This window comes from Evansella sp. AB-rgal1, assembly GCF_041820985.1.
Lineage (GTDB): Bacteria > Bacillota > Bacilli > Bacillales > Salisediminibacteriaceae > Evansella.
In genome coordinates this window covers 1-19,932 of record NZ_JBGUAU010000001.1, presented here as the reverse complement: position 1 = coordinate 19,932, position 19,932 = coordinate 1, and the positions used below count along the sequence as shown (strand labels likewise).

The following is a 19,932-nucleotide window of genomic DNA, read 5'->3' as shown; positions in this document are numbered from 1 at the left end:
TCATAGAATGGAAGTATATAAATCACACAGTGTAAGGGGTGTATGTATGTACGTGTTAAAAACCAAGGAAACTGACAATAGTGTTATTGAATTCATTGAGTCAGTAGACAGTGCGAAAAAAAGAGAAGATGCATATAAATTACTAGATATTTTTACAGAAACAAGTGGTTATGAAGCGAAAATGTGGGGTCCTAGTATTATTGGGTTCGGTACGTACCATTACAAATATGCTTCTGGTCATGAAGGAGATGCTCCGCTAGTTGGTTTTTCACCAAGAAAAGCAAAAATTAGTTTATATTTTGCAACGGGAGATACGAAAAGAGAAGAATTATTAAAGAGGTTTGGGAAACATACTTCTGGAAAAGCGTGTGTGTACATTAATAAAGTTACAGATATCAATGAAGCAGTTTTACGGGAGTTAATTCAACAATCCATTGAATTTTTACAAGAAATGTATCCAAAACAATGACATAAAAAGAGTTTTTGAAACGAATATATTGTTAGACGGAATAAGAATCGTTCTAATAGACCAAAAGACTATTACAAAAGAGATTTCGAACTTCAACGCGTAACATTTTTTGAGAGAATGAAAACAAAAAAATTGGTATTTGTTGAGCGCTGTTGAACTTTTTATATTTAGGCTTTTTTGTAAGGGAGGTGGTGTAAACGTGATTATCCTTAGAAGTCTATTACTTATGGCAAGTGTTGGTCTCTTTATCATACTTAGTTTAGGTTGTAGTACGGGAAATAATCAAGCGATGGAAGAAGAAATATGGTTGATCAGCAATCTTACACAGAAGGCAGAGTTAAGGTTAGAACAGAAAACATTTGCAAGTGCCTTGCAAAACGAGGAGTCTGCAGTAGAAAACGACGTGGGAAATGATAGAAACAGTGATACTACGAAAGAAGAGGAAATAGAAGAAGAGACCCCTGGGGAAGAGTCAATGGATGAAGGTGAAAACGAGGAAAAAGGTGACAAAGAGACAGCGAAGGAAGTGGAAACACCGTCTTCAAAGGATGACAAGCAAGAAAATGGGGGAGAGCAGATGCGTGGTAGTGTAACTTTTAAAGTGTTAACAGAGTCTGAATTAATGGGAAACTATGAGAGAGCATATCAATATTATTCATCTACGAAAAATCAAGACATAAGAGACTGGCGAGTGTTTTCCGAAAATGAAATGAGCGTAATTGTTATTTCAGGAGGAATGAAAAATACTGGTGGCCATTATATCGAAGTGATGAAGGTTGAAAACAAAGAAGGTATGACAGTTATTCAAGTAAAAGAGCATGCACCAGGACCAGGTGACATGGTTACTCAAGTAATGAACAATCCAATAGTAGTAATTTCCGTGAAAGCAAGTGAATTACATGATGTAATTGAAGTTATCAATGATAAAGGTCAACCTTTCGAAAAACATAGTTCAAGTGCATATTAAATAATGAGTAATTCACCTATGTTAACTGAATTCTTACTAATCTGAATAATCGAGTAGAGGTATCTCCATGTATAGTATGATATACTATGCAAACATAATAGAAATAAAAACAGGAGGCACTATGTTAACATTTGAAGAGAAACTAGCCATTATTGAATCATTCCCTGAACTAGAACGAAGGGATGTCTCACTAGGAAGAGTAAATTTTCATTATCATGATAGTTCGTATGATCAGAAAAACGTCGTTTATCATTTACACCCAAATGGCAACGGTTTTGTTTATGCAGGCAAAATGACAGGCTATGAAACAAATGATAAAGGAATGGTAAACATCCGCGATTTTACAGAAAAAGCTTTACGTTCTACAATTCGGAAATCTATTCTGTCATTAACACCGAAAGAGACAGAAGAGAATGAATATCCTGAGGAAGAAGTATGGATAAATAATAACACAGTTACATTAACATTATTAAAAGAAGATGATCTCTGGAATGTTTATTCAGATGAAATGTTAGATGGAACATTTACAACATATAAAGAAGCATCCAATTACTTAAGTGAAGAAGGATTTTCAAGGGTGTAAAGGTTTTCTATATAAGTAAAGAATAATTAGCTCCTTCCTAATGAGGGAGCTTTTCTTTGTGGATAAGAATGTTATACTAAAAATATAGTAAGAGGGGGAGGGTGTAATGAGTGTGAATAATATTTCAATGTTAGATACTATGAGATCTCGTCAGTCTATTAGAACGTTTGATACGGAAGCTATATCAGAAGAGCATTTCAAACAAATAAACAACTACATAGAAGAAGAACAAAATTTCGTTAGTCCTTTTGGTTTAAGGGGATACATAGAGCTTATTCCAGTAGTAAACAATGTTACAGATAAGGGCATAAAGTTAGGAACATATGGATTTATTAAAAATCCAAGAGCCTATTTAGTAGGTATGACAGAGAATAATAAAGATGCAATAGTTCAGTTCGGTTATGTATTTCAAAAGCTAGTAATATTTTTAACGCAACTAGGAATTGGTACATGCTGGATGGGTGGAACATTTAACCGTAATTCATTTGAGAAAGAAATCTCTTTAAAAGAAGGACAGTTCATTCCATGTGTTACTCCAATAGGCTATCCGAAAGAAAAACAGAGAGTATTTGATAAAGCACTTCGTTTTGTTGTGAAGGCAGATAATAAAAAAGCGTGGGATAAGCTATTTTTTGATGCAAATTTTGAATCTCCACTAGTAAAAGAAGTAGCAGATACGTTACAAATCCCGATTGAAATGGTGAGGTTAGGACCTTCCGCTTCTAATAAACAACCTTGGAGACTTGTTTTATCAAAGGATCGACAGTTTTGTCATTTTTATATTGAACATACACCGAATTATAGTAAGTCATTTGGATATGACATGCAGTTACTAGATATGGGGATAGCGATGTGTCAGTTTGAGTTAGCATGTAGCGAATTGATGATATATGGTGAATGGTTAAAGGAGAATCCTGCATTAGCAGTTCCGAATAATGAAATAGAATATATAGTAAGTTGGAAGTTTTGGTAAAATAGTAGATAAAAGATGAGTGGGGAGTATCTCTATGAAAAAAGTTGGTATCATATCAGGGATCGTAATAGCACTTCTTATCATTGCATACGGTTTAGTTGGTAATTATTTTTACAATTATGCGTTAAATGCACAAGATGAAAAGGAGTTTTTGGAGGGTAATCCGCACCTGGCTGAGAGTGAGGCTGTCATGGCTGATGTTGCCGAAGCAGCTAAGCTAGCGGATGATGATTTTATAAGTAGGTTCGAACCTTCTATCTTGAAGGTTATTTCTAATGATAAGCTTCAATTAAACTTGAGTGGAAATTTATTTCAACAAGAAGTTTCGAGTAATAAATGGGCTATCGTTGCACACGGATACTCAGGCAATGCTTCTCATATGACAAGATGGGTGAGGAATTTTTATGAACAAGGATATAATGTCCTAGCACCTGATCTTCGAGGGCATGGTAAAAGTGAAGGAAATTATATTGGAATGGGATGGCATGATAGAAAAGATATGCTCCTGTGGATTAATAGGATACTAGATTTAGATCCTGATGCAGAAATTGTGTTATTTGGAATATCTATGGGCGGTGCTACTGTAATGATGACGTCAGGAGAAGAATTACCACCTAATGTAAAAGTAATAGTAGAGGACTGCGGGTATACTTCCGTTAGTGATGTATTTATTTATCAGCTCGATGATTTGTTTGGATTACCAGAGTTCCCTGTTATACATGCAGCAAATACTGTTACAAAACTGCGTGCAGGCTATGATTTATATGAAGCTTCAGCAATAGAGCAAGTAGCAAAGAGTACAACACCCATGCTGTTTATCCATGGTGAGAATGACACATTTGTTCCCTATGAGATGCTATTTGAGGTTTATGACGCTGCAAATGTCGAGAAAGATATGCTAATAATCCCAGGAGCAGGTCATGGTGATGCAGAAAAGGTGGATCCAGAAATTTATTGGAATACCATTTGGGGTTTTGTTGGTAAGTATATATATTAGTTATTCAAAGTGTAAAAAATAATAGGGTAAATAAACATTATCTCTTTTCTCATAAATTTAAAACATAGATAGACAGAAGATCAATAGTTTGTTAGTTTTTGAACCTTGTATGTTCGTAGTAAGCCATCAAGGTTCTTTTATTATGGCTTTTTTCCTTTTGTAATTGTTAAAAAACACACTAATGTGTATTGGCATGTACCGTTTCATTTTATGAGCACGTCTCATAGGATAACTAGTAGATTTTTTATTTAAGGAGTGATTGTTCATGGGTTTGTTAGAATATATCAAAGATGGTGTATTGTATTTAATCCCTGCATTACTCATATTAGGAAGAATATTGAAAGCAACTCCATATATAGAAGACTGGTTGATTCCTTATATATTATTAGGAATTGGAATAGGGCTTTCCACTTGGATATTAGGTTTTAAAGCGGAATCCATTGTACAAGGAATACTTGTAACAGGTGCAAGCGTTTATGGCTATCAGTTAATGAAGCAAGCAAATAAAAGAAATAAATGATCTTGGAGGAGGTCATAAAATAAAGGGGTTTTACTATTTTTGTAGAATAGGTAAAATGAAAAAACTAATAAGTAATGTGCGGGCACTGGAATAGTCAAAATCAAACTTTTCAGTGCTCTCTCCATAATTCGGGGGGGGTGTTCCTATGAAGGGATTTTCATACGAACAATACGATGGAATAGGACTAGCTGAATTAATAAATTCAAAAGAAATAAAACAATCTGAAGTGGTTGAAGCTGCTATTGCTAGAATCGAACGTTTCAATCCAAGTTTAAATGCAGTTATACATAGAATGTATGACCAAGCAAAAAGTACTCCTCCCTTCAGAGAAAACAATAGGACTGCTATTTTTACTGGTGTTCCCATGCTACTAAAAGATATTACACAAGAAATAGGGGGAGAGCCTATTACATCAGGATCAAAAGTTTTCTCATCCTATATATCAAAGCAAGATTCTACATATACAAAACGAATAAGAGAAGCTGGAGCTCTATTCTTAGGTCAAACCAATGTTCCAGAGTTTGCGCTAATGGGGATCACAGAGCCACTCCATTATGGGCCTACGAGAAATCCATGGAATACAAACCATACTCCAGGTGGTTCAAGTGGAGGTTCTGCAGCTGCAGTAGCATCGGGGATGGTACCAATTGCTGGTGCGAATGATGGTGGAGGTTCTATTAGAATTCCAGCTTCCTATTGTGGATTGTTTGGTATAAAACCATCACGTGGAAGAACACCAGTGGGCCCAGTTTTTGGACGGCACTGGCAAGGAGCATCTTCAGATCATGTGTTAACGAGATCTGTTAGAGATAGTGCGGCAATGTTAGATGTATTAAACTATCAAGAAAAAGGTGCGGCATTTTCTGCCCTCCCTTATAAAGGAAGTTATTTGGAAAGTATGGATACTCCCACGCGTAAGTCACTAAAAATTGCGTACACTTTACAGTCCCCTTTAGGAACAGAAGTACAAGAAGATTGTAAGGAAGCTGTAAAAAAAGCAATTACATTGCTAGAAACCTTGGGGCATGAAGTAGAAGAAAAGGATGCCCCAGTTGATGGGAAGATTATTGCGAAGAGCTATTTGACCATGTATTTCGGTGAAGTAGCTGCAACATTAGCTTCTGCTGAAAGAGTGCTTGGAAGAAAAGTAAAGATGAAAGATGTGGAACCTACCACGTGGTTATTAGGTCTTATTGGCAATAGCATTCCTGCATCAGAGTTCGTTTTAAATCTACGAGACTGGGATAAAGCCGCTTATGCAATGGAAGAATTTCATGAAGAATATGACTTGTATGTAACACCAACCACTGCTTTTTTACCCGCAAAAATAGGGGAAATGAAACTGAAGCCTATGGAGAATTTCCTTGTTCATTTAGTTGGTAGATTAGGGGTCGGAAATATATTAAATAAAACAGGTGTTGTGCATGAAATTGCAGAAAAAAACTTAATGAGAACTCCCTTTACTCAGCTAGCAAACTTAACTGGTCAACCTGCAATGACTGTTCCTCTTCATATTACAAAAGATGGGTTACCATGTGGAACTCAGTTCATGGCATCAAGAGGGAAGGAAGAATTACTATTTCAAGTTGCAAGACTATTAGAGCAGACGGAGTTATGGATAGATGTGAAAAATAACAATATGTATGAAAGTGGTAGGTAATAGGAGACCCTTCCTCTCATTTACTTTTCAACATGCTTGTAAGTAATTCTATAGACCATTACATGTCACCGTAATATGAAGGGTCTTTATTTTTTCTTAATCAATGTCTAGTCTAGATCTAGATCCTTCTCTTATAGACTCAATCATTTGTTGTCCATTCTTTCGTACAGCTTAAAATAATGAGATAAATAAGATATACACCTAGGTAAGCTCCTGTCATTAGGAAAAAAGGATTCAGAAATATACCATGAATATTGGTCATGAATACGGTGTTATCCTCAATAATCTTCCAAATGGCTACTGCAGATATATTTCCGAAAATTAATGCTGAGATGAATGCAACGCTATGATAAATGATACGAATGTATTGCCATTTTCGTTGTGCGCTAAACATTAGTAAGGGAACGAATATACTACTTAAGATAATTAGAAATGTTATGGTAATACACCTCCTTTTCCTTTGTTAAATTGCATCCTCATTTTTCTCTTTCCAAATATCAACATATAAGACTGGAGCTGTGCGATAAGAACTTATGTGGAACGTGCAAAAAAACATATTAATTTAATTATTGGCTAAAATAGGGAAAATATAACAAGCGGGGGATGATGAGCTTAAAAATATGGATATCTAAGGTGTTGAAGGTCGTTTTCGTAGCTACTTTTGTTCTTTGTTAGTTGGGCTCATACAAATGTAAAGACTGCAGATAATCCACTATTAGACAAGCGGATCAAGTACGAATAAGCATTCAATCTGAAAATTGGGAAGAGGCATTAATTGATATAGAGATAATATAAGCTCAGTTTAATACAAAAGGTGGACTCTTGAACTTTTGGGTCCTATTGAACATGTAAATGACGATAGAATAAATCTTGCAGCATTATTGGAAGCTGTGGAAAATGAAAACGATAGAGATGCAATGATATTGTTAGCAGAGATAGAAGTGGATTTAACAATTTCATCATTATAGCGTAAAGAGGGGGATCCAAAAGGTTGTTTTTCTTTGGACCCCCTTTTGAATGTTTCCTTCGTAACAGTTCAAGTGAAAAAATATACTTTATTATAAAAAATAAACAGAAAATTAATATCAATTATCTTAAATAAAACTTTGACATTTTGAAGATAATTTACTTAGGGAGGTGTCAAAATGACACATTATCAAAATCCAATTCATGCACAATCATCTTTTCAACCTAATTTTTCAGGTACAGATGCACAACAAGTAAGACAACAGAATGCACAGTCTGCTCAAGGCAACTTTAGTGGGTATAGCTCTCAACAAATGGGAATGCAACCACAATACCAACAATCAAACTTTAGCCAATTTGGGAATCAACAATATCTCCAGCAGAGTCCTGCAGGAACAGACATTCAACAAGTAAGACAACAAAACGCACAATCTACACAAGGGCAAAGTGGGTACCAACAAATGGGGGTGCAACCACAGTACCAACAATCAAACTTTAACCAATTCGGGAATCAACCACAATTCGAACAGAGCCCTGTGGGAACAGACATTCAGCAAGTAAGACAACAAAATGCACAATCTGCACAAGGGCAAAGTGGGTACCAACAAATGGGGATGCAACCACAATACCAACAATCAAGTATTAACCAATATGGGAATCAACCACAATTCCAATTCCAACAGAGCCCTGTGGACACAGACATTCAGCAAGTAAGACAACAAAATGCACAGTCAGCACAAAGTCAAGGAAGTGGCTTTGGATCGCAACAAATGGGAATGTCAACTGGTTTCCAACAATCTGGAAACTCTAGTTATAGGCAATTCCAATCACCAACTCAACATGGATTTTCTGGAACTGATGTGCAGCAAGTAAGACAACAAAATGCTCAGTCAGCTCAAGGGCAATACGGAGGAAATAATTATTCTCAATAATCAATAAAAACTCTATAAAATTTTTCATGATTACACTCTTAACCAAAAATTTATTATTATTGGGTGGAAATCATGTACTAAAATCAGACGATGAACAATAATACTATTAGTTCTCAAGCATCTCAACTACTTCAGCAAATGCAACAAATGGAGAAACATGCACAGCAATGAAGACTGATTTCTAATCAATTATAATAAATGGAGTAAAACGAAAGTATGGCGCGTCAACAAGCTCAACAATGAAACAACATGTTTCACCAATAAATAAGGCAGAAGCAACGTTTAACACAATCCAACAAGCATCAATCCACAACTCAAATGCATCAACCACCAACTAGTTACCAATAATTGGTGCAAGACTAGAGGGTACTAAAGGTTTGCATATAGTATTACTCAACATTTAATATTTTATTAGTAATTTTAAAAAAAGGCTATGTTAAAGGGCAATGTTGATTTTTGTACAATGTTGATTTTTACGGAAGGTGCGAGACTCCTAGGGGATAAGCAGGCCAGGCGAGACCCCACAGGGAGGTAACGACCGAAGAGGCTTGCGGTTCGCCCCAAGGAACGCGAGCAACCTGGAGTAAAAATCAACATCAACGTTTAACAGAGGTAAAAAAAGATAAATCGTGTAAGGACATCTGTCCTGCACGGTTTATTTTATTTGGTTTGTATTTCTTCGTTCACACTTTCCTCCGTTTTTTCAAAAAAATAAATGCTATAATTTATTTGATTCTGTATATAGGAGTGATCATATGAAATTAGAGCATTTGCAATCACTATTACGAAGTTTTGTTGAGAAAGGACCAGTTGGTTGTTCTTTAGGGATTCATTATAACGGAGAACAGGTTTTAGAAGAATATGTAGGTTATGCAGATTTAGAAACGCAAAGAGAAATAAGCGTAGATAGTATTTTTCGTATTTATTCTATGACAAAGATTGTTACTTGTACGGCTGCAATGATGTTATACGAAAAAGGGTTATTCCTTTTAAATGATCCACTTGAGGACTATTTACCTGAATTTAAGGATCCTCTAGTACATCGAAAAAGTAAGGATGGAGAAATACATATTACGGCTGCCACACGCTCTATACATGTGAAGGATTTATTTACAATGACCTCTGGTATAACGTATAACGGAAATTCTGATGAAACGGAACGAGCAGTTCAGCAAGTTATGAATTCATTGGGAAAAAGTGAAGGGGAATCTACTTTTGATGTTAGGTCCGTTTCTAAGAAACTTGCATCCATTCCTTTAGCATTTGATCCAGGAACACAGTGGCGTTACGGATTAAGTCACGATGTTTTAGGAGCACTTATTGAGGTGGTATCAGGAAAGAAATTTAGTGAATTCTTACAAGAAGAAATCTTTGAACCTTTACAGATGAGAGATACATTTTTTCGATTACCAAGAGATAAACAAAGTAGACTGTGCAGTATATATAACCGCAATGAACAAGGGGAAATTACCAAGAATACGGAGATTGATAAAGGGCTCCATTTAGGGTCTGCTTTTGAGAGTGGTGGTGCAGGTTTATTTTCAACTTTAAGAGATTATAGCAAGTTTGCTCATATGCTCGCTCTTGGAGGGGAATTAGATGGACAGCGAATTATTGGGAGAAAAACGATAGAATTAATGAGTAAAAATCATTTAAATTCAAAACAATTATCTTACTTTCGCTGGCCATATTTAGCTGGTTATGGTTATGGATTAGGAGTACGAACAATGATAGAGCCTACGATTGGTGGAAGTAACAGTTCTATTGGTGAGTTTGGTTGGTCTGGTCTAGCGGGAACGTGGGTACTAATAGATCCAAAAGAAAAGTTATCTGCGGTTTATATGCAGCAGCTATTACCAAACTTGGAAGCATATCAGCAACCGAGGTTAAGAAATGCAATTTATGGTGCAATTCAGTAATAGAAGGGGATAGATAAAATGATCGTAGCAAAAGATGGTAGCGGCAACTTTACTGCAATACAAGAAGCAATAGATAGTATACCAGAAAAAAATGAGGATAAAGTCATCATCCAAATGAAAGGTGGCATATATGAAGAAAAGCTGATTATTAATAAACCGTTTGTAGTTTTAGAGGGGATGGAGAATGAAGAAGTAATTATTTCATTTGGTGATTATGCCAAAAAGTTAGGAGAGGGTGGAGCAGAATTAGGTACATTTGGATCATATAGTACATTGATTACGGGAGCCAATTTTTATGCGAAAAATATTACATTTCGTAACGATGCTGGACCAGGAACGGAGGTAGGCCAAGCGTTAGCGATGTATGTAGATGCTGATAAGTGTAGGTTTGAGGACTGTTCCTTTTTAGGGAGCCAGGACACTATTTTCCTGGGTCCTTTGCCACCGAAACCAATGAAGGGAAACAGCTTTGGTGGACCTAGAGAGGGTGCTGAGAAAAAAGTAGGTCATAGTTATTTTAACAGATGCTACATTCAAGGAGATGTTGATTTTATTTTTGGTTCAGGTGTCTCTGTTTTTGAGAACTGTGAAATTTTCAGCTTGGATCGTGGAATGGATGTGAATGGGTATATTACCGCAGCATCTACACCAAAACACAGTGAATTTGGTTTTGTTTTCATCAATTGTCGACTAACAAGTAATGCTGCAGCTGATTCGGTTTATTTAGGTAGACCATGGCGTGACTTTGCCAAAACAGTTTTTATTAACTGTTGGATGGGGGAACATATCAAACGAGAAGGCTGGGACAATTGGAATAAGTCACAAGCGGAAACAACCACGTACTATGGGGAATATAATAGTCATGGACCTGGCGGGAACATGGATGCTAGAGTAAGCTGGGCGAGAGTATTAACGGAACAAGAGGTTAAACAATTCTCAAGTGAAAAAATTTTAGATTTCTTAAATTCTATATAGACTAGGAGATAAAAAGATGGATAACTCATTAATAATTCACCGTGTTCCTACAAATAAAAAAAAAGTTGCTATCACTTTTGATGATGGACCAAATCCGGTTTATACACCTCAAGTTTTAGAAGTTTTTCAGAAGGTATCTGGTAAAGCAACTTTTTATATGATCGGTGAGCAGATGAAAAAACATCCTAAAATCGTACAAACAGTCAAAAAAGAAGGTCATGAAATTGCTAATCATACATATACCCATCCGAGACTTTCACAATTAAGTGATTTTGATTGTAGAACGGAGCTACGTCTTACACAGGAAATAATAGAGAATATGACGGGAGAGGCACCAGCTACATTTCGACCACCTTTTCTTGACTATAATGAACAAACGATAAGAATTATTAAGGAATTTGGCTATCGTGTTATAGGTGCGGTGAATATGGAAGCACTTGATTGGGAAATGCCAGGAGTGGATCATATTGTATCTAAAACTCGTGACCAAATATCAAATGGAAGTATCTTTCTATTCCACGATGGATTTGGAGATAGATCCCAAACAGTTGAAGCGGTTAGAATACTTGTTAATGAACTTACAGAGGAAGGCTACAAACTAGTAACAGTAAGCGAGTTATTCCAAGAAGTATAGTGAGGTGGAATTAGTTCTTAAGCCAAAAGAAAAGTATGTGTACACTGAAAAGGAACAAACTTTTTAGTTTTATAAGAAAAGAAGAGGGTACTGAAAAAGTAAACTTTTTTCAATGCCCTCTCAAAAATTTCTATGTGTCCAACATCAATTACTCCTCATTTGACCAGTTTTTTAACCAATCTTCCCAATCATGATAATTTGGGGAAAGGTAGCATTTATTTTTTGTATCCACAGTATTTGTTTCCTTAACTCCAGTGCCGCCAATGATAAATTGGAGCGAATCATTATATTTTATCATCTCCGAAATGAAATTTTCTACAGTGGTATTTAAAATTGGTTTAGAGATAGAAAAGCAAACAAGTTTTACATCTTGTTGTTCCATGATCTCTCTTAATCCCTCCAAAGGCGTGTTTGGTCCTAAATATATAACTTCAAATCCGTTCTCCCTTAAAAATAATGAAAATAATAAGAGCCCTAGCTGATGGTCTTCTCCTGTAGGGCATAAAGCAATAACTTTCGGAAGTTTCGGTGAAATGGGAAAGATTCGAAAAAAATGAGAAAAACGTTGATAAACAATATTACTAATCATATGTTCATGTGCAACACTTAGTTTTCCATTTTCCCAGTCATCGCCCACCTGTTGCATAAGTGGAGGTACGATTGAAAAAAATACTTCTCGATAATGAAACTGAGAAAAACATAGATCTAATAACGTATTGCACGATTCTGCATCACCATTTTTAACAGCTTCATATATTTTTTTTATGTGGACACCAGTATACAAAAACGCTTCTTTTGGAGCTGTGCTTATATCTTCCTTGGTAATTATTTCTTTTGTATCTTTTTTCATTTTGTGTAATAGCTTTACTGACTGACTCACTTTTAAGCCTTTTTCATCAAGTTGTTTTTTTATCCATTTTAAATCTTCAATATCTTCTTCTGTATATACACGGTGCCCCGAATCTGTTCTTTTTGGAATGACTGCATTATAGCGATTTTCCCAGGAACGAATTGTAACGGTAGGCATATCTAACATTTTTGAGACTGCTTTTATGTTATACATCTTCTCACCCGCTAAGATCTGTTTATTTATTAAAATCATATAACAATTGTGTAATAATGTAAATCATGTTTGTATAACTTTTGTAATGAATTTTTTTTGAAATGAGGAGTTATCAGCATTTAAAGTTATACAAAACCTATATAATAATGTACAATGATTATATATTATCTATACATATGGAAGCTGGAAGGAAAGTGAATAATAATGGGATGTCCATTTAAAACGGTATTCGGAAAATTAGGAGTGGGGAAAAGGGCAGTATTTCATCATGATATGAAAGGGAAGCTAGATATAGGTTCATCAACATATATAAAACAGTTAGAGATGATTCACTTAACAGAATCTGAATTAGGCATAGTTAGAGATTTACAACCTGTAATAAGTGAAAACATCGATCTTCTCATCGAATCTTTCTATAATAATATTGAAGATAATAGCCAGTTAATGAATATTATTAAAGAACATAGTACCGTTTCGAGACTAAAAGAAACATTGAAGATTCATATGCGAGAAATGTTTTCTGGTTCCATTGATGATTCTTGGATTGAAAAGAGAATGGTTATTGCTCATAAACATGTTCAAATAAATTTATCAACGAAATGGTATATGAGTGCCTTTCAACACCTTTTTTCGGGAATTACGGCAGTTATTAATGAAAAATATGAAGGTGATAAGATATCAGCTGTTCTTGCTACATCAAAGTTATTAAATTTTGAGCAGCAATTAGTATTAGAAGAATATGAGAGGCAAAATGAGAGATTACGAGTCGAAGAAACGGAAAAAGCGAAAGAAAGTGTAAAAGTTACTATTGGAGAATATGCAAATGAGTTGGTAGCTATTTCAGAGGAAACGAGTGCGGCTATTGAAGAGATGACAGCCCAAAGCTACGAAATTGCTGAAAAGGCTAGTGCTGTAGCTGAAAAAGCAAAAGTTGCAAAAGAAAAAGGCTCTGAAAGTAAGGATATAGTATCTGATTTACAAGATAAATTAACCAAAGTAAAGATCTCAACAAATGAAACAGCGAAAGTTATTGATGACTTAGAAGGAAGAAGCTACGAAATTACTGAAATTACCGATGTAATTAAGAATATTGCCGATCAGACAAACATGCTGTCACTTAATGCAGGAATTGAAGCAGCGAGAGCAGGAGATCATGGTAGAGGATTTGCTGTTGTTGCAGATGAAGTTAGAAAACTATCGTTACAAACGAAAGACAGTGTTTCAAACGTAACGAAGTTGATTGAACATACAATTGCGGATATAAAGAAACTAGTAGAAAAAAATGACCAAGTGGAAACGTATGTAGGAGAAGGAATGACTAGAATGAATGAAGTTATGGAGACTTTTGAATCAATTATTATAACTCTTCAAGATAACAGTAAACAATCGGAGCATACAAAATCAGAAATGGAATCTTTCGTTGTTGTAAGTAATGAGATTTCTGCTGCAGCAGAGAAAGTATCAGCATCTGCTGAAGATATTAATCATGCAGTAAAAACAATATAAAAATAATATACGTTACAAAAAAGAATCCATTATTAGGGTTCTTTTTTGTATAATCAAATTAGTTTATCATAACAAGATATGAGCAAAGCTATTATTAACGTTAAAAATTGTGAATTCTATTTTATATGGAAGGATGTTTAACATGAAGCTAGAAAAAGGGCAGAAGTTATTATTTATTGGGGATTCTATTACAGACTGTGAACGTTCAAAACCAGATGGAGAAGGATTGTTTGGTGCTCTAGGAAAAGGCTATGTATCCTATGTGGATGGGTTACTTCAATCCGTTTATCCAGAGTTAGGGATTCGTGTAGTAAACAAAGGTATTAGTGGTAATACGGTAAGAAATCTCCATGATAGATGGGAAGAGGATGTCATAAAACAAAATCCAGATTGGCTTGTTGTCATGATTGGAATAAATGATGTTTGGCGTCAATATGATGCTCCGTTTATTAAGGATTGGCACGTATATATTGATGAATATGAAAACACATTGAGAAAACTAGTGAAAGAGACAAGAACTAATGTAAAAAGTCTCGTTCTTATGACGCCGTTTTTTATTGAGGATAATGAACAAGATCGTATGCGTCAAACAATGGATAAATATGGGGAAGTTGTAAAGTTAATTGCAAAAGAGAACGATTGTCTTTTGATTGATACTCAAGCGGCTTTTCATGTGGTGTTAAAGGAGCTTTACTCAGGAGCATTGGCATGGGACCGTGTTCATCCAACTCCCGCAGGTCATATGATCTTAACAAGAGCATTTTTAAAAGAGATTGGATTTGATTGGAATAAATAATCGATTCGACTTCAATAGTGTTCTTTATGTAACTTTTGAATAAGAAAAGCGCATGGAGCTAGACACCTTTCTAAGTTCAAAAAAATTTTATAAATTCTTATCTTTTAAAAAAAGAGGGGATAGAAACTGTATGAAGCGTTTCTTCCCTCTCTCCTAACCTTCTCAAACCTATAATTACCCGCCCATTTTACGGCGAGTGTTCATTGTCTTTTTGGTTTGTTGGCTTTTCATCTGTTTTGTTTGGTTGTTAAAACTATTGCTATTTCCATTAGCAGCTTTGTTTTTCTTATTAGCTAATTGTTGTTTAATAGCTTCCTGTAGACTAACTTTCTTTGGTGTTTCAGACATATTCTTTTCCTCCTGATAGAGTAGTAATACTTTTAGTATAATCTATTCTTGTCCATTTTTGTGAGATAATATTTCTTTAATTAGAAAAATTTACTTTCATATAACCTAAAGCGAGTTTTAATCATACATATTTTATTATTACAGTGAAATTAATTTTAGTGACTTTTTCTCGTTGCTATTGAAAACATTACAATTGTAGCAAAGAACAGTTGAAATAGTATTGGACCCAGATGATTATTCGAAGATAATAAGATAAGTGGGGCCCAACCATTTAGGGAGGACTCCACTTAATGTATTTAGGAGAGAAAAACTAGTGTTCGTTAGTTACTAACTCTACAGGTCCATGATCGTCACAGTGGTCTCCATGAACGTGATGTAAGCGGCCGTTGACTAAATAATCCATATGGTCACCATGCGGAACCATCTCATGTCCACAGTCTTCATTATGATTACACCCACAACTTACTTCTTGGCAAACATTAGGATTCGTACTACTAACAGCGATCTTACACTCGTCCCAATGTCCATTATGTTTATGATGCAGATGTCCATTGTGTACATAATCTATATGATCTTCATGACGAATTTTCGTATGTCCGCAATCCATACTGTGCTCATGATTATGATGCTCATGAATGTGATGTCCTTCATTACTCATATCATATCCCTCCTTATGCTTCATGTTTCCCTAATAATGATAAAAAATAACGTAATATGGAACAGAAACTTAGTAGAATGTTTTACAATATAACGATGTATTTTTAAAAATGGGTTGCTTTTTTTAAAAAACTAATTTAGTATATAAATCGTAATAATTACGATTTGTATAAGGGGGAGTATTTTGTTGGAGTGGTTAATTATCGGAGGTGGAATTCACGGCTGTACAATTGCTAATTATTTAATTAGTAGTGGAAAAGCAACATCTAAATCACTAAAAATAATAGATCCCAATCCAGAACCAATGTACAAATGGAAACGTTCAACAGAGTTGATAGGAATGGAATTTCTTCGTTCTCCCTCTGTTCATCATATAGATATTGATCCACTTGGTTTACACAAATATGCTCAAGAAAAAAATGAAGTTAGAGCGTTTTATGGGAAATACGATAGACCATCCTTACATTTATTCAATGAGCATTGTGAAACTACATTAGAGAAAATTGAAATTAAACGCTCTTGGTATCAAGGGAAAGTAATTGATGTGGAGAAAGTGAAGAATGGATGGAGAGTACATACAACGGACGGAAAAGTTCATGTGAGTGAAAAAACGGTGATTGCTATTAGTATAAATAACCAATTAAATATCCCTCAATGGGCAAAAGGGTTACCTATGCAGGAAGATAATATGTTTCATATTTATGATGATAAGGCACCAAATTTGGAAGATATATCTTTACCAATTGTCGTAATTGGTGGCGGAATTTCTGCTGCACATTTGACAATAAAATTATCGAATAGGTATCCAGGCCAAGTTACATTACTTAAACGTCATCCATTTCGGATTCATTCTTTTGATAGTGATCCAGGCTGGTTAGGACCAAAAAACTTGTCATTCTTTCATAAGATAAATGACTATAGCATACGACGAGAGTTGATTAATGAGGCAAGATATAAGGGTTCTTTACCACGTGAGTTATATAACAAACTGCTCTATTTAGAAAGAGAAAAGAAAATTTCAATTATGAACGGCGAAGTACAAACTGCCAAGCTAGTTAATAAGAAAATTGTATTACATTTAGATGGTCTTGAGAAAGTCAAAGCAGCTACTGTCATATTTGCAACAGGGTTTGTACCAACGCTACCTCAAGAACAGTGGATAACGAACTTAATTAAGAGAGAAAAATTAAGGTGTGCAAAATGCGGTTACCCGATCGTTCATCATTCTTTACAATGGTGTGACCATCTTTATGTCTCAGGTCCATTGGCAGAGCTAGAACTAGGACCAGTTGCAAGGAATATATCTGGTGCACGAAAAGCAGCAGAACAAATTGTAAATAATAACTAATTTTATTTAGAGAGGTTGATAATAATGAAAAAGAAGGTTCCAGTTACAGTATTGAGTGGTTATTTAGGCTCAGGTAAAACGACACTATTGAATCACATTTTAGAAAATAAAGAGAATATGAAGGTTGCTGTAATCGTAAATGATATGAGTGAAGTAAATATTGATGCTTCCATGGTAAAACAAGGTGGGTTTTCACGAACAGAAGAAAAATTGGTGGAGCTACAAAACGGCTGTATTTGTTGCACATTACGACAAGATCTGATAATTGAAGTGGAGAAGCTAGTTCGTGCTGGCAATATTGACTATATCGTTATCGAGTCAACAGGTATATCGGAGCCAATTCCTGTGGCACAATCCTTTACATATTTAGACGAAGACTTAGGTATAAACTTACCTGATTTATGTAGTTTAGACACAATGGTAACAGTTGTAGATGCCAATCGTTTTTGGGATGACTATGCGTCAGGAGAAAGTTTGTTAGATAGAAAGCAAACTGATGATAACAATGACGTTAGAGAAGTTGTAGATTTACTTATTGATCAGATTGAATTTGCTAATGTTATCCTATTAAATAAAATAGATTTAGTTCAGGAAATAGATGTACAAGAATTGAGAAGTATGATCAGAAAATTAAATGCCGATGCTAAAATCATCGAAACAGTTCATTCCAATATAGATCTTAAGGAAATAGTAAATACGAAGGCATTTGACTTTGAGAAATCAAGTCAAAGTGCTGGTTGGATTAAAGAATTAAACGAAGAACACATTCCTGAAACAGAGGAATATGGCATAAGCTCTTTTGTGTACAGAAGAAAGCGACCATTTCACCCTGAACGCTGGATGGAATGGCTGGAAGATTGGCCAATAGATGTTGTTCGAGCAAAAGGATTTTTTTGGCTTGCAACACGAAACGATATGACAGGGTTGCTTTCACAAGCTGGATCATCCTTAACTATTCAAGGTGCTGGTGAATGGGTTGCAGCTTATTCAGAGGAAGAAAAACAGCAAACATTAAAGGAAGAACCTGAACTACTAGAGAAATGGGATCCTTTGTATGGCGATCGAATGACAGAGCTAGTTTTTATTGGTCTGCAAATGAACCAGCAAGAAGTCGAAGCTTCATTAGACAAGTGTTTAATGACAGATAATGAGATGAAGGAGGATTGGAGTTTGTATCACGATCCACTTCCAGCTTTTACGTATTAATATAGTAATAATTGAACCTTATTATATCTAAAGAAAGAGCATTTGCTCCTTAATAAAAGGAGCTGCTCTTTCTTTCTTTATTTATGAGTAACAGAATAGTAAAAATATAACAGTGAAGAACTAATAAAAATCAATTGACGATGATTCTCACTATCACTTATAATGAGAATTGTAGTTAAGGGTGATAATCATTCTCATTATAAAATAGAAAATCAATAGATATGGGGGAGTTGTTAGAATGAAAAAGCTTTTAAACATCACGTTATTTACTTTACTTTTGGTTGCGTTATTAGCGATTACTGGTTGCAGTAATGATGAAGCAGATGCAACATCGGATCAAAATAATTCATCTGAAGAAAATAATGCAGCAAACGAAAATGAAGAGAGCAATGAAAATGATGAAGTAGTAGAACTTGGTGGAAAACTAGTTGTCTATTCATCACGAAATGAAAAATTCACTCAAGATCTATTAGATAAATTTGAAGCAGAAACTGGTGTAGAGGTAGTAGCATTACATGGAGCAGAACCTCTTCAATTGTTAGAAGAAGCTAGAAACGTTCAAGCTGATGTTTTTATTTCGAATGATTTAGGAGCACTTGGATTTTTACACGGTCAAGGGATCTTAGCAGGCGCTAATCCAGAAGGAATTGAAACAATCCCAGCTCAATTTCGTGCCGATGATAATGCATATTTTGCTATCTCAACACGAGCACGCGGTTTTATTTACAATAAAGACTTAATTTCTGAAGAAGAATTACCAACTGGAAATGAAGATTTATTCGATGTAAAATGGTCAGAAGTGCCAGGTGGTTATGCAATCACTCGTGGTGGTAACGGTGGTATGACAGGACATGTATCAGCACTTCGTTACGCTTGGGGCGATGAGAAAACCTCTGAATGGATTGCAGCTATTAAAGAAAATGCAGCAGGCATTTATCAAGGTCACGGTGATATACGTCAAGCGGTAGGTAATGGTGAACATGCTTTCGGTTTAGTAAATAACTACTATTTCCACCAACAATTATTAGAAGAAAATAATAATGTAGGTTTCATTTACCTAGATCAAGAAGATGGAGAAATGGGTGCTATTGCTAACGCTGCAGGGGTAGGACTTGTAGCAGGTGGTCCAAATGAAGCAAACGCATTAGCATTCCTTGAGTGGGTATTATTGCCTGAAAACCAAGTAGCATTTGTTGGTACATCTCTAGAGCTTTTAATTAACTCTGAATATGGAGCTGAATACCCTGAAGAAGTTGCTCCACATGTAGTAAACTTCAGTGACTTACAAGTACAAGATATGCCACTAGGAGAACTAGGAAACTATTTTGAAGGAACGAAAGAACTAATTGAGAGATCTGGGTTAGATCTTGAGTTAAGATAATGAAAAATGTTGGGGAATTATTCCTCAACATT

At 35.3% G+C, this 19,932-nt stretch carries 20 protein-coding genes; 17 read left to right on the top strand and 3 right to left on the bottom strand.

The genetic code is table 11. From position 1 onward, the window contains the following. The first annotated feature begins 46 nt into the window (after positions 1-46). The 12 genes from ACERII_RS00100 to ACERII_RS00045 all read left to right on the top strand — a co-directional run bounded on the left by ACERII_RS00100 (position 47) and on the right by ACERII_RS00045 (position 11,595). Positions 47-469 carry a DUF1801 domain-containing protein gene (locus tag ACERII_RS00100; protein WP_373639345.1) on the top strand — a complete coding sequence of 141 codons (423 nt, stop codon included), beginning with the start codon at positions 47-49 and terminating at the stop codon, positions 467-469. Positions 470-668: 199 nt separating this feature from the next. After that, positions 669-1,436, top strand: a complete 768-nt coding sequence (locus tag ACERII_RS00095) for a protease complex subunit PrcB family protein (protein WP_373639344.1) — start codon at positions 669-671, stop codon at positions 1,434-1,436. Between the two features lie 121 nt (positions 1,437-1,557). Next, complete coding sequence (locus tag ACERII_RS00090; RefSeq protein ID WP_373639343.1) at positions 1,558-2,019, top strand: hypothetical protein; 462 nt, start codon at positions 1,558-1,560, stop codon at positions 2,017-2,019. Between the two features lie 106 nt (positions 2,020-2,125). Beyond that, complete coding sequence (locus ACERII_RS00085) at positions 2,126-2,992, top strand: nitroreductase family protein (RefSeq protein ID WP_373639342.1); 867 nt, start codon at positions 2,126-2,128, stop codon at positions 2,990-2,992. 34 nt (positions 2,993-3,026) lie between these two features. Then, a complete protein-coding gene (locus ACERII_RS00080) occupies positions 3,027-3,989 on the top strand; it encodes an alpha/beta hydrolase (RefSeq protein WP_373639341.1) in 963 nt (320 codons plus the stop codon). Positions 3,990-4,254: 265 nt separating this feature from the next. Beyond that, the gene (locus ACERII_RS00075; RefSeq protein WP_373639340.1) at positions 4,255-4,509 is read left to right on the top strand and encodes a phage holin family protein; all 255 of its coding nucleotides are present in this window, start codon (positions 4,255-4,257) and stop codon (positions 4,507-4,509) included. Between the two features lie 145 nt (positions 4,510-4,654). Next, the gene (locus ACERII_RS00070) at positions 4,655-6,169 is read left to right on the top strand and encodes an amidase (protein ID WP_373639339.1); all 1,515 of its coding nucleotides are present in this window, start codon (positions 4,655-4,657) and stop codon (positions 6,167-6,169) included. Positions 6,170-6,999: 830 nt separating this feature from the next. Beyond that, positions 7,000-7,137: a hypothetical protein gene (locus ACERII_RS00065; RefSeq protein WP_373639338.1), complete on the top strand. Its 138-nt coding sequence runs from the start codon at positions 7,000-7,002 to the stop codon at positions 7,135-7,137. Positions 7,138-7,314: 177 nt separating this feature from the next. Beyond that, positions 7,315-8,067, top strand: coding sequence for a hypothetical protein (locus ACERII_RS00060; RefSeq protein ID WP_373639337.1), 753 nt, complete (start codon positions 7,315-7,317; stop codon positions 8,065-8,067). A 755-nt stretch (positions 8,068-8,822) separates the two neighbouring features. Next, the gene (locus ACERII_RS00055; RefSeq protein ID WP_373639336.1) at positions 8,823-9,986 is read left to right on the top strand and encodes a serine hydrolase domain-containing protein; all 1,164 of its coding nucleotides are present in this window, start codon (positions 8,823-8,825) and stop codon (positions 9,984-9,986) included. 18 nt (positions 9,987-10,004) lie between these two features. Continuing rightward, complete coding sequence (locus tag ACERII_RS00050; protein WP_373639335.1) at positions 10,005-10,961, top strand: pectinesterase family protein; 957 nt, start codon at positions 10,005-10,007, stop codon at positions 10,959-10,961. 16 nt (positions 10,962-10,977) lie between these two features. Further along, on the top strand, positions 10,978-11,595 hold the full coding sequence (locus ACERII_RS00045) for a polysaccharide deacetylase family protein (protein WP_373639334.1): 618 nt from the start codon (positions 10,978-10,980) through the stop codon (positions 11,593-11,595). Between the two features lie 148 nt (positions 11,596-11,743). Here the strand turns inward: ACERII_RS00045 and ACERII_RS00040 are convergent, their stop codons facing one another. Further along, entirely contained in the window at positions 11,744-12,658 is a 915-nt protein-coding gene (locus tag ACERII_RS00040; protein ID WP_373639333.1) for a MerR family transcriptional regulator, read from the bottom strand. A 204-nt stretch (positions 12,659-12,862) separates the two neighbouring features. Here ACERII_RS00040 and ACERII_RS00035 point away from each other — a divergent pair, with 204 nt between their 5' ends. Both ACERII_RS00035 and ACERII_RS00030 read left to right on the top strand, forming a co-directional pair. Next, positions 12,863-14,164: a protoglobin domain-containing protein gene (locus tag ACERII_RS00035; RefSeq protein ID WP_373639332.1), complete on the top strand. Its 1,302-nt coding sequence runs from the start codon at positions 12,863-12,865 to the stop codon at positions 14,162-14,164. A 142-nt stretch (positions 14,165-14,306) separates the two neighbouring features. Then, the gene (locus ACERII_RS00030; protein WP_373639331.1) at positions 14,307-14,960 is read left to right on the top strand and encodes an SGNH/GDSL hydrolase family protein; all 654 of its coding nucleotides are present in this window, start codon (positions 14,307-14,309) and stop codon (positions 14,958-14,960) included. Between the two features lie 174 nt (positions 14,961-15,134). Here the strand turns inward: ACERII_RS00030 and ACERII_RS00025 are convergent, their stop codons facing one another. Then, on the bottom strand, positions 15,135-15,308 hold the full coding sequence (locus ACERII_RS00025) for a hypothetical protein (protein WP_373639330.1): 174 nt from the start codon (positions 15,306-15,308) through the stop codon (positions 15,135-15,137). 310 nt (positions 15,309-15,618) lie between these two features. Further along, positions 15,619-15,966: a hypothetical protein gene (locus ACERII_RS00020; protein ID WP_373639329.1), complete on the bottom strand. Its 348-nt coding sequence runs from the start codon at positions 15,964-15,966 to the stop codon at positions 15,619-15,621. Positions 15,967-16,152: 186 nt separating this feature from the next. Between ACERII_RS00020 and ACERII_RS00015 the strand changes: the two genes are divergently transcribed. The 3 genes from ACERII_RS00015 (at position 16,153) to ACERII_RS00005 (ending at position 19,900) form a co-directional block, all read left to right on the top strand. Then, positions 16,153-17,313, top strand: a complete 1,161-nt coding sequence (locus ACERII_RS00015) for an FAD/NAD(P)-binding protein (RefSeq protein ID WP_373639328.1) — start codon at positions 16,153-16,155, stop codon at positions 17,311-17,313. A gap of 24 nt (positions 17,314-17,337) precedes the next feature. Next, positions 17,338-18,519 (top strand): GTP-binding protein, encoded by a 1,182-nt coding sequence (locus ACERII_RS00010; protein WP_373639327.1) that lies wholly within the window; start codon positions 17,338-17,340, stop codon positions 18,517-18,519. A gap of 238 nt (positions 18,520-18,757) precedes the next feature. After that, a complete protein-coding gene (locus tag ACERII_RS00005) occupies positions 18,758-19,900 on the top strand; it encodes an extracellular solute-binding protein (RefSeq protein WP_373639326.1) in 1,143 nt (380 codons plus the stop codon). Positions 19,901-19,932 lie beyond the last annotated feature (32 nt).